The sequence below is a fragment of the Chitinophaga sp. genome, assembly GCF_035564935.1.
Classification (GTDB): Bacteria; Bacteroidota; Bacteroidia; order Chitinophagales; family Chitinophagaceae; genus Chitinophaga.
This window is the reverse complement of the sequence record NZ_DATMTE010000378.1, coordinates 1-12,052: the sequence shown is the minus strand read 5'-3', so window position 1 is coordinate 12,052 and position 12,052 is coordinate 1. Positions and strand designations below refer to the sequence as shown.

Annotated in this window: 7 protein-coding genes; 3 read left to right on the top strand and 4 right to left on the bottom strand. The window is 49.9% G+C overall.

Annotation, left to right across the window (positions count from 1 at the left end):
• Nucleotides 1-273 (top strand): alpha/beta hydrolase (locus VN105_RS10055; protein WP_325640408.1); only part of this gene is annotated, 273 nt, incomplete at its 5' end.
• A 51-nt stretch (nucleotides 274-324) separates the two neighbouring features.
• Nucleotides 325-918 carry a dihydrofolate reductase family protein gene (locus VN105_RS10050; protein WP_325640406.1) on the top strand — a complete coding sequence of 198 codons (594 nt, stop codon included), beginning with the start codon at nucleotides 325-327 and terminating at the stop codon, nucleotides 916-918.
• Nucleotides 919-972: 54 nt separating this feature from the next.
• Here the strand turns inward: VN105_RS10050 and VN105_RS10045 are convergent, their stop codons facing one another.
• Nucleotides 973-2,190, bottom strand: a complete 1,218-nt coding sequence (locus tag VN105_RS10045; protein WP_325640404.1) for a Gfo/Idh/MocA family oxidoreductase — start codon at nucleotides 2,188-2,190, stop codon at nucleotides 973-975.
• Between the two features lie 156 nt (nucleotides 2,191-2,346).
• Between VN105_RS10045 and VN105_RS10040 the strand changes: the two genes are divergently transcribed.
• Nucleotides 2,347-3,114 carry a rhamnogalacturonan acetylesterase gene (locus VN105_RS10040; protein ID WP_325640402.1) on the top strand — a complete coding sequence of 256 codons (768 nt, stop codon included), beginning with the start codon at nucleotides 2,347-2,349 and terminating at the stop codon, nucleotides 3,112-3,114.
• Nucleotides 3,115-3,164: 50 nt separating this feature from the next.
• Here VN105_RS10040 and VN105_RS10035 read toward each other — a convergent pair whose 3' ends face one another.
• Genes VN105_RS10035 through VN105_RS10025 form a run of 3 tightly spaced genes read right to left on the bottom strand, consistent with a single transcriptional unit; the run spans nucleotide 3,165 to nucleotide 11,857 of the window.
• Nucleotides 3,165-4,949: a RagB/SusD family nutrient uptake outer membrane protein gene (locus VN105_RS10035; protein WP_325640400.1), complete on the bottom strand. Its 1,785-nt coding sequence runs from the start codon at nucleotides 4,947-4,949 to the stop codon at nucleotides 3,165-3,167.
• 14 nt (nucleotides 4,950-4,963) lie between these two features.
• On the bottom strand, nucleotides 4,964-8,227 hold the full coding sequence (locus VN105_RS10030; RefSeq protein ID WP_325640398.1) for a TonB-dependent receptor: 3,264 nt from the start codon (nucleotides 8,225-8,227) through the stop codon (nucleotides 4,964-4,966).
• 30 nt (nucleotides 8,228-8,257) lie between these two features.
• Nucleotides 8,258-11,857 (bottom strand): hypothetical protein, encoded by a 3,600-nt coding sequence (locus tag VN105_RS10025; protein WP_325640396.1) that lies wholly within the window; start codon nucleotides 11,855-11,857, stop codon nucleotides 8,258-8,260.
• Nucleotides 11,858-12,052: the final 195 nt, after the last annotated feature.

Below are 12,052 nucleotides of genomic sequence, written 5' to 3'. Positions count from 1 at the left end.
GAGCAGATGATTGCTTTGGCGAAGATGCCATTTGACTTCGGCGACGCTAATATTTCAAAAATTACTGCACCTGTATTAATTATATCCGGCGATAACGATGGACTGGACAAGATTGAGCTGATAAAAACATATCAGTTATTGGGCGGCGCCGTTGCGGCAGATCTGGGCGCAATGCCAAAATCGCAACTGGCCATTGTTCCGGCACAAGGACATGTTACCCTGATGATGCAGACAGCAACCATTTTAAATTACCTGGACAGTTTCTTAAAGTAACGCAGGGAACCTCCGTATCAGATTTTATCTAAATTATAAAAAGCCTGTAAAATGAGAAAAATAACTGTTTTATCGATGATTACACTTGATGGTGTTATGCAAGGCCCTGGCGGACCGGGGGAAGATACATCCGGCGGTTTCAAATACGGCGGCTGGACTGCCCCTTATGGTGACGAGCTTTTTGGTAAGATCATGCAGGAAGAGCTGAAACCGGCAGATTATATTTTGGGCAGAAAAACTTTCGGGATCTTTGCATCCTATTGGCCGCATCATGCCGACTTCTGGCCAGGGATCAATGATGGCACTAAATACGTGCTGTCGCAGACCATGGAAAAATCTGACTGGAAAAATACCATTTTCCTGAAAAGCCCGGCAGATATAGAAAAGCTTAAGAACTCAGCGGGCGCCGACATCCAGGTTTGGGGCAGTGGTAAGCTGGTTCAGCTGTTGCTTAAGCATGACCTGGTGGATGAACTCCGGCTCAAAATTTACCCGGTGATTCTTGGTGAAGGAAAGAAGCTATTCGAAAACGGCGCGATGCCGGCGGCATTTACATTAACAGAAAGCCAGGTAACATCAAAAGGGGTTATCATAGCTAATTACAAGCGGGCCGGAGAAGTGGTGACAGGCGACGTTGGGGCATAAGTGATCCCGGAAAGATACTTCCGGGATCAGGGAGGGTAAAATGACTTGCAGAGATTATACGTTATACTCTGTTTTCCAGTGCTGGCTTGCACCGGTTTCAATGGCATGATTTGCCATGTGTACAGCAACAGCGGCGTCCTTCCCGCTTTCCACCCCGGATACAGGCTTTTTGTTGTTCCTGATACAGGCGGCGAAGTCGAGCAAGGCGGAGGTGGTAGGCTCCGGTACCGGCTCGCCTGCTTTTCCAAACGGGAGCGGCATACCCTGGCCGGGAGGACCGTCGGTCCTGGTGGCGCCGGTTACACCATCTACCGTATCCAGTACTTTTTTTACATCTTCACTGTAAAGAAAAGCTTTGTCGCGTTGTATTTCAAGTGTGCCGCGGTTTCCCAGTACCCTGATGGAATATCCTTTATACGCGTTGCTGAGGATGGAGGAAACGCTTGATTTTACACCGCCGGGATATTCAAATACCGTGCGCACATTGTCCCAGGTTTCCCGTCCGTCTTTCCAGTAGTCGATACCGCCCATGCCCACTACACGGAGCGGGTGGCTGTCGAGTATATAATTTACGATATCGATCTGGTGTCCGCAAAGCTCTGCTACCAGGCCGCCGGAATATTCGCGGTACATGCGCCAGTTAACGAGGCGTTCCATGGAAGGATCTGGCACCGGGTTTCTCCAGTCGGAGTTGCGGTGGTACTGGCACTCGAAATGGGTAACGGTGCCCAGCCAGTTTTGCGCAATGATTTCTTTCACACGGTGATAGAGGGCATAGTACCGGTATTGATGTCCTACCTGGAATACCAGTCCGGCTTTCCTCACCTGCGCCACCAGGTCTAATGCTTGTGGGATATCATAGGTCATGGTTTTTTCCACGTATACATGTTTACCCGCGGCCAATGCATCTTTTGCCATAGCGTAGTGCAGGTAGAGTGGCGTGGCGATGATCACGGCTTCCACTTCTTTATTTTCGAGCAGTTTACGATAGTCGGTATAGGCTTTGGCTCCTTTGGCTGCCAGGGACATACCATGTTGCAGGTTGGAGGGGATGGTATCACAACAGGCAATTATTTCCAGGGCCGGATTTTTCTTCAACAGCCTGGCTATGCCGCTGCCGCGGTTACCGGTGCCAATCAGGCCGGCTTTAACGGGTGCTGCACCCGGCGCGTTTAATGCCCATGCCGGCAAAGTGGCTGCCGCTGCGATGCCTGTTAATGTTACGGCGCCGGAATACAAAAACTTTCTGCGGGAAAAATGAGGATCTTGCATATTCCAAAATAGGTAATAAAAGGGAGCGGAACAAGGTTTGCACCCCATAAATCTCCGGCAACGTTCTCGCTGTTTTAGGGCATACAAAAGGAAATCCTGTGGGGCAATGAGTATATTTATTACCTGGATATTTTATCAACCGGAAATATTTTACATATGCAGATGAATACAAAAAAGAGTATGCTGCTGGCAGGTTTATGCCTGTTGTTTTGCAGCTTTATACCACAGCAAAAGAAGATCAATATTTTCTCTATCGGTGATTCCACGATGTGTGATTACGATCAGCGATACCTGACCTCATTCGGGGGGAGCAGTCTTTATCCTATCCGTGGATGGATGCAGATGGCGCGCGGGTATTTTACCGGGCCTGTTATTATACATAATGCCGCCAGGAGCGGCAGAAGCTCTAAAAGCTACCGCAATGAAGGGCATTGGAAAAAGGTGATCGACAGCGTACAGGCGGGCGATTATGTTTTTATCATGTTTGGTCCCAATGATCAGAAAAGCGATACCGCCAGGCATACGGACCCTCGCACTACTTACCGTCAGAACCTGATCGGCTATATTAACGAAACAAGGGCAAAAGGAGCGCATCCTGTGTTATTCACTTCTATCGTGCGGCGTAAATTTGACAGTAACGGGAAGCTGGAAGATACGCTGGGCGATTATGTACCGGTGGTGCGGGAGCTGGCTGTTGAAATGAAGGTGCCGCTGGTAGATCTTTACAAGGAGTCGGGGGAGCTTGTTGAAGGGTACGGGCCGGAGGAATCCAAAAAGTTGTTTGTGTATATTCAGCCGGGTGTATTTCCAAAACTACCCGATGGAAAAAAGGATGATACACATCTGAATGAGCAGGGAGCCTCTGAAATAGCCGGGTTGGCGGCCCGTGATCTGAAAGCGCTGGGGTTACCTTTCTTTAAATAAATAATTACAGTTGCCGGGAAACATCGTTCTCCGGCAACTGCAACTATTGATCAGTACCCGTAATCCTGGGTGAGATTGTGATTCGCTTCTATTGATGTTTGCGGTATTGGCAGCAGTTCATTGCGATCAGGCGTAAAAAGCTGCGCTACATTGGTGATCCACGATGCGGTGATAGCGCCTATCCAGTTCACTCTTGCATAACCACCGGGAGGAGCTGCCGCAGGGGAGGGCTGGTAAAGAGAGTTACCCCATATGATCGTTTGAGACCCTGTTTTATAATAGATGACCTGTGGCAGTGTATTGTAGGGCGCCTGTTTGTTCATCATCTTCGTATAATTAGCCCTTGTTTCCAGTATTTTCTGATAGAGCAGGTTCCAGCGGATGAGGTCATATTTCCTGATGCCTTCTCCTCCAAATTCGAAGGAGCGCTCATTTACCAGGGCATTAAAGAAGGCTGCTTTAGAGGTTGGCGTGGCGCCTGTCTTATCTTCATTACCTTTAAATCCTCTTTTTCTTACTTCTTCATATGCGCTGATAGCGGCGCCGGTGGGACCGTTGTTCAGCTCATTTTCTGTTTCTGCAAACATCAGCAGGATATCAGAAAAACGCAGTACCGGCCAGTTGATACCCAGCTGTTGGGAAGTAGTAGTGGGCGCCGGTGTGATCCAGTCGGCGCGGAATTTTCCGCTGGTCATATTTACCAGTGTTTGCACTGTTTTGCTTTTATCGGCATTATTATAATAAGGCGCGGTGGTTACATCTCTGCGGGTATCTACAGAATCGAAGGAATAGAAATAGGTAGGAATAACGCGGATGGAGCTATTGCCCAGCTGGGCGGCGTTGCCGGGCACATAAAACCTGGGGCCGTCGTAATACCCGAGGTTGCCGGTGAGTCCTGCGCCCATGGCTATTTCAAAGATCACTTCTCCAAAGGGATCCTGCTTATAGGAATCAAGTCCATCTTTGAATACCGCCTGGAAGCTGGGGTTCAGGGTATGTTTGTCGCGGCGCTGCATGATATCGTAGCATTCATCCCTGGCGATTTTGTAGAAGTCGAGGTAATTGCCGGGGCGTTCCATTTTGCGGGAAGTGCGGCGCAGGGAATAGCCGCCCCTGAACAGGGCAATCCTTGCGCGCAGTCCTTTTACGGCGCCTTTGGTGATCCGTTCGTCAGCCGTTACACCGGGGTCGCCGCGCCAGGGCACCAGCTCTTCGGCCGTTTGCAGATCGCTCAGGAGGCGGTCGTAGATGCTGTCCCTGTCTGTTTTTGCGAGGAACAGGTCAGTCTGGTCTATGGAAGGTATAAACGGTGCAGGCACATCTCCCCAGTTCCTGACGAGTTCCAGGTAATACTGCGCTCTCAGGGTAAGTGATTCGCCGTATAAGCGACGCAGCTCTGCCTGTTCAGTAGCGGTACCTTTGCTGTACAGTTCCATGGCAGGAATGTTCTTGATACAGATATTGGCGCGTTCCACGCCAATATACAACTGCTGGAATGGGCCTGCCAGTTGCGCATTGGTAGCCTGCAGGTTGTAGCGGGAAAGATCCCTGGAACTGTTGTCCGGCGCTGTGGTATTGGTAACGCCTATCATTTCATCTGTATCGTAAGGATACATCAAACTAAGCCTGCTGCCATACGCCTGTGTGCCGGATAATGGTTCGTAGGCGCCTATTACGGCGCTTGTTGCGTTTGGCACACTACCGAAAACATATTGTTCGTCAAATGCCGATTGAGGCACTTTGTCGAGGTATTTTTTGCAGGAAGCAGTACCCATTAATATCGGGACGAGCACTATCATCCAGGCGGTGTAATACGATTTTTCCCTTGCTTTCATGTTCTCCATAATCTTTATAATGTAAGGTTAATACCAAAAAAGAATGAGCGGCTGCGCGGATATGCGGAGTAGTCTACCCCAGGCGTAACAGGCGTGGCCCGGCGGGTATTTACCTCGGGGTCATATCCGGAATAACCGGTTAGTACGGCGAGGTTGTTGCCGGTAACGTATATCCGTAAGCTGCTGATCTTTATTTTACCAAGTTGCTGCGCCGGGAAGGTATACCCGAGGGTAACATTGTTCACCCGCAGGAAGGAGCCATCTTCTACTGCCCAGGAAGTAGGATAGAAAGCGCCTGCGCCGGAAATAGGCATCCATATTTTTGCATTGCCGTTCAGCGCTGCCAGTTGTTCGGGGGAAGCGCCTGTAACCACTTGTTTACCGCCAACGGTAATGACCTGCTGCATTACTTTCCCGCTTGCGTCTACCGTGCGCCAGCGATCTTCCATAATTCCCAGCATATTGGTATTACGGGAATAGGCGTTGGTAAATTCAATTTTGTTGGCGTTCAGAATGCTGTTGCCCACTACGAAATTCAGGAAAATGCTCAGGTCAAAATTTTTGTAAACGAATTGCTGGTTCAAACCACCTGTATATTTGGGGTTTGCGTTCCCGATGATGGTTTTATCATTTTCGTCGATGATGCCGTCGCCGTTCAGGTCTTTCAGTTTCATCCATCCTGGCTGGGCTATGCCTATTACACCCGACACATCGGTTACGCCCTCTTTCAATGTATAGATCTGCGTGGAGGCATCGTAGTTAAAGTCGTCCAGTTTGTAAAACCCATCGTTCACAAAGCCGTACATAGATCCCACTGGTTCTCCTGTTCTTACGATATAGTCGGCCGGCTGCCCGGAAATACCAAACCCGGAATTTCTGTAGAACTGTGTCAGTTGGCTTGAAAGCGCCTCTACTTTGTTCCTGTTGAACGCGATATTAAAAGTGGAGGTCCAGCTAAAGTTTTTCTTTTGAATGATGGTACCGCTCAGTTGCAGTTCCACTCCTTTGTTGGAAGTGGTGCCTACATTCTGCAATTGTTCTGCATAACCCGAGCTGGTAGGGATGCGTATAGGTATGAGGAGATCTTTTACCTTGTTATGGTATACGTCTGCCGTGAATTGCAGCCGGTTGCCAAAGAAAGCGGCATCCAGACCGGCATTGCGGGAAACGGTGGTTTCCCATTTCAGGTCCTTGCTGGCAAGACTGCTTGCTACATATCCCGGTATGATCTGTTCATTCAGGGAATACTGGGCGTTGGCGAAATAGGTATTCAGGTATAAATAGTCGGCAATACGGTTATTTCCTGCGAGCCCGTAACTGAGTCGTAGTTTCAGGTCGGATATGAATGACACATCTTTCATAAAATTCTCCTGGGAAATCCTCCATGATAAAGCAGCGGCAGGGAAGTATCCCCATCGCTTATCCGGTGCGAATTTGGAGGAGCCGTCTGCGCGTAAACTGATGCTTGCGAGATACTTATCCTGGTAATCGTAATTTACTTTTGTGAAGAAAGATAACAGGCTGCTTTCGGCGATGGTTGTTTTGGGAAACAGCGGCACCGTAGTGCCCAGGTTAAACTGGCCAAAGGCTTTTTCAGGTGTGATACCTGCCGGGAAATATCTCAGTTCATTATCCAGCATATTGCTGGAAGTATTATATATTTCATTTCCCAGCAGTACGTTTACATGATGCCCTTTAGTACCGTTGTTCCGGTAGGTAAATACGTTTGAATTATTGAACGAGTTGCGGTTAAGGTTAATATTGCTGATGAGCGGGAGGTTGGCGCCGTTTAACCTGGAATTGGAAGTAACGGAGCCGTCGAAAGCCCGTTGTTCCTGGTTGTTGCGGTCAAATCCTACGGTTGTTCTGAAAGAAAAGTGTTTGTTTAAAGTATAGTTCAGATAACCGCCGATATTGAGGATCTTAGTGTATTTTTTTCTGTATTGTGCATTGTTCAGCAGCACGGGGTTAATGATTCCCAAACCATTTCCTGCATTGGTATCGTTGTAATAGTCCACATCATCCACCTCTTCCGCGCTGGTACCATCAAGATCGAATGGCCGGTATTTGATAGTATGCCGTAACCCATTGTAGGCAGAAGCGCCTTCATTGGATGAACCGGCCCCGCTGGAAGTTTCATCGCTGTACCTAACGTTGAATCCTATACGTAGTTTACTATTGGCGGTATGATCAAATTTGAAATTGACCAGGTTCCTTTTCAGGTCGGAGTTGATCATAATTCCTTCTTCCTGGTTATTGGTATAGCTGAGATTATATCTTGTATTTTGGGTGCCGCCAGCAATACCTGCATTATGTGTTTGCATCAGTGCATTCCTGCCAAATACATTATCCTGCCAGTCTATTTCCGGGATGTTCCTGTATTTGTCCAGGTCGGAACCATACATGTTATCAAAAGCGATACTATCTGCAGTGAGGCCCCGGCTTCGTTCATACTGGTACAATACAAAATTGTAAGGGTCCATTACATCCAGTTGTTCCGGTAGTTTACGCACGCCCATCATGCCGTTGTAACTCACCACGGTTCGTCCTTCCTTACCGGTTTTGGTAGTGATGATCACCACGCCGTTGGCGCCGCGTGCGCCGTAGATGGCGGTAGCGGAGGCGTCTTTCAGCACATCTACCGAGGCAATGTCCTGTGGCGCTATACCGGAAAAACCATCTTCCACCTGTACACCGTCGATGATGTATAAGGGGGAATTGTCCTGTGTTACGGAACCGCCGCCTCTTATCCTGATATTAAAATCGGAGCCGGGCTTGCCTTCAGAGGAGGTGATCTGCACACCTGCCAGCCGCCCGGTGAGCGCTTCTGCAGCCGAGTTAACCGGTATATCTTTCAGCTCTTTTGCATTAACGGACGATACCGCGCCGGTGAGATCTTTTCTTTTAACGGTAGCATAACCTACCACCACTACGTCGTTGATATTACGGATCTCTGTTTCAAGTACTACGTCGATGGTGGTTCTGCTGTTTACGGACACTTCTTTTGCAGCGTGACCGGTGTAGGTGAACACCAGTTTCTCCGTTGTGGCAGGCGCCTTCAGCCGGTAGTGGCCTTTTTCATCGGTGATGGCGGCAGCTTTGCCGCCTTTTACTTTTACGGTTACGCCTATGAGCGGTACTTTATCTGCTGCAGATGTAACGGTTCCCGTTATAGTCATCTCCTGCGACTGGGCAAACAGCGCGGTTGTAAAACACAGCATTACACAGGCCAGTAAAATTCGCGCCAGCGGTTGCATGAAATTCTGCTTATCCATCATAACAATCATTTGAAAATTAATATCGTTTCCTTACTGCTTTATGAACACCAATCCACTCCTGGTACCTGCATGATCCATTACCAGCAGGTAGGAGCCACTTAACAGTTCCCCTGTATTGATCCTTGTTTCTGTAGTACCCGGCGCCACCACAAATGTTTTTACCCTTAATCCACTGATCGTAAACAGGGAGATGCCGGCATTTCCTTTTACCAGCGGATGGCGTACCACCAGTTTGTTGGTTACAGGATTTGGGAAGATGATCAGCTGACCTTCTTTTTTTATTTCTTTTACTACCATCCCGTTGCTTGCGGGCAGGGAGCGGAGCAGGGTGGTATCTGCGGATTGCCTTGCCTGCAATGTATTGTCGATGCTAACTGTATTGCTGTATACGATGGCGCCCTGGCCATCGGTCCTGTAGCTGCCTATTTTATAGTAAAGTGTTTGTTGCGGCGCACTGGCATCTGTTGTTGCGTAGTGTGTTTTGTTGATGTTTGATGGCAGTTCGCTGATTTTTGTGAAGGTTGTATTATCAGCAGAGCGATAGATGCCGAAACGGAACTGGTCTTTAGCCCAGTCGATATCAAAGCTGATGCTGACGGTATCGCCACCGGCGCGGCTGGCGGCAGCCTGGGTAAAGGCAACCTGCTGATCGGGCGATTGGATACCATTGAGATAATTTTCCAGCATGGTAAAACCGTTACTTCCCGTGGTATTGGCAGCGGTGCCTGTTGAGTCGCTGCCGTTTAGCAGCTCCCACCAGTTGGGCAAGCCATCGTTATCTGTATCATCGGGATAGGTGGTGGATGTTAAGGTGGGCCATCCGCCTACGGTGTTCTGGCTGTTAATGATCCCGGAGGGGTGGCCCATGCCGGCAGCCTGGTAGCTGCTATCCTCAAAGGTGGCGGTGCCGGTAAGTGTTTCTCTTACAATGCGGCGGTCTACCGTATCCCTTCTTGGCAAAGTAGCGCCGGCGCCGCCTGTTACAGCTGTATAAGCGTCAGTAGCGGTTTGCGTGGTAACGGGGCTATAGGCGAAAGGAGTATTTACCCTTGCAGCTGCCAGCGCTTCCGCACCGCCGGGGAGATTGTCTGAATGGACGCCGTATACCCAGTTATTGTCGGATGAATCGTTGGGTTCTTCCACGCACGGATAGCCGGGCACATAGTTGCCTTTTATGTAGAACTTTCCACCGGGAATAGTATCTCCGCCGAGGGATACGCTGTAAGTAGTATACGACAGGATACGATGCCGCCTGTTGGCGGTAGCGCAGGAGGTACTGCCGGTAGTAGCGGGACCGGGTTTGTAATAATTATTCACCATATTCTGGTGACCGCCGGCGCCGCCGTAGGTAGAGCCCACCCAGTTATAGATTACGTTGTTCCTGAAATCGACATACTCCAGTTCGGGCTGGCCGGTATTGGCGCTGCCGGAGAAGCGGGGATTCCGGTTGCTATGGCTTGCCAGCAGGTTGTGGTGAAAGGAGGATTGCTGTCCGCCCCAGATGCCACCGTAGCCATGCGGCGTTTCTTTTGTATGAATGGATTGGTAAAGGCTTTCGCTTAACATACACCATTGCAGGGTGAAATTGGAGATGGCATAAAATGATCCTGCTTCATCGGTAGACCAGCTCATGGAACAGTGGTCTACAATGATATTGGAGAACGGCTTTGTAACGGGATTGCCAAAGTTATTGTACATGGCATCCACTGCTTTGGCGGTATCTGCCGGGTTGATGATAATGTCGCCGGGGCGGCTTCTGAGATACCTTATGATCACGTTATTGGCCCTGATGCCCAGGCCGTAGTTGGCCAGGCAAATACCATCACCGGGCGCGGTTTGCCCGGCAATGGTAATATTGTCCTGTAAAATTACAATCGGGCTTAGCAGGTATATGGTTCCGGAAACTTTGAACATCACGGTACGGTTAGACTGGCTGACGGCGTCCCTTAAACTGCCGGCGCCGGAGTTATTGAGATTGGTAACATAATACACGCTGCCTCCTCTGCCGCCTTTGGCAAACCTGCCGGCGCCTTCTGCACCGGGAAAGGCAATTTGCCGGAAAGGATAGGTGGAGCCGCTGATCATTACATTTTTTGTTACCAGGTATTTACCGGTGATGGCGCTGGTAGTCCAGGGATATACCCTGAGATATAAAGATTTGCCTTGCGGGATATCAATATTCAGGTTGCTGAACGTATAGGCGGTAGGGTTAGTACCGGATACCAGGGGCTGGTTTTCTGCCAGGTCGGTAAAAGTGCTGCCGTTTGCCGACCAGCAGATCCTTGCATGTGCATAGGCTGATGAGTTGAATGCCAGGGGTACGGTGATCTGCTGTACCAGCAGGCTATTGCCGGTTACGGGGGAAGCGGTGTATTGTATATACCTTCCCGCGGCCGGCGCCGTTTCCGCGGGCCAGGCGCTGTCTGGTGGTAATAATCGTTGCCCGCCGCTGCCGGAAATGTAGTTATTTACTTTCAGGCCGGTGAGCGATTGTGCGGCGGCGGTTACATCGCCGGTTACAGTAGCGTCCTGGCCGATGGTAAGCGCCCAGGTGATGGCTGGCACTACATAGCTGTATCCTGTCAGGGTGACATTTTTTACGGTGAGCGGTATATTACCCTGTGCGGTGGCGCTCCAGGGAAGCAGCCGCAGGTACAGTGTTTGCCCGGTTGCCGCCGTGATATCCAGGTTGTGCAACGTATATGCGGCAGCGGTAGTGGTTAAATTCAGCGTGGTATCAATTTCCGTATAGTCGGTACCGTTAACCGACCAGGAGAGTCTGGCTTTCCCGCCGGCTGCGGCAAATGCCAGCGACAGGGAGATATCTGTTACGTTGAATGCACTACCTGTAAGCGGTGCAGCGGTGAACCGGGCATACCTGTTGTTGTCCGGCGCGGTTGCCGCCGGCCAGCTGCCGGTTGCGGGCAATAGTTGTTGTCCGTTGGTATAATTATCTACCGCCAGGTTGCTGAGTGTTTGTTCCCCGGCAGTGATATTCCCGGTGGCAGTTGCCTGCTGGTTGGCCGTGAGGGGCCATGTGGCTACGGGTACCGGGTTGGTGGTTCCTTTGATGATTATATTTTTTGTAACAAGGTATTTACCGGTAATGGCGCTGCTGGTCCAGGGAGACACCCTGAAGTACAAAGTGCTGCCGGCGGGCACATTGATATTCAGCTGGCCGAATGTATAGGCGGTTGGTGCGGAAGAAGAGGCCAGGGCAAAGTCGGGCGTTACGGCGGTGAAGTGGATACTATCCGTTGACCAGGCCAGGTTTACCCTTGCCGCACTGGAACCGTTAAAGCTGATGGAGATCCCGATTTCCTGTATGGTAATACTGTTGCCGGTTGCCGGGGTTACCCGGTATATCATGGACCTGGCGCTGTCTGGCGCGGATTGCGCCGGCCAGGATCCGGCAGGGGGAATGGTGCGTTCCCCGCCTGAAATATAATCGAAATGCGACAGGCCATTCAGGAGCTGTGCAGCAGCGGTGATATTTCCGCCGGTTGTTGCCTGCTGATCTGAAGTAAGCGCCCAGGTGGCAACAGCCGGGGACTGGCCATAGGCATAGCTGCTATCAAAGCTGTTGATCAGCAGTATTACAGGTATCAGAAGAAGTAGAAATCTTTTCATAAATATTGCTGTATTATTTATTCTCCAGGTATTTCTCTTCCTCAACGCCTAATGCTACAGTTATGGAAAGCATTATCCGCCGGATGCTATCCGGTATTAGTATTTAACCTTTCTGCGTTTAAATGGAATAGTGCCTGTTTGAAAATGATAACGTGGATAACAGGCGTCCTCTTCTTCGTCTTACCTTCCTGAATC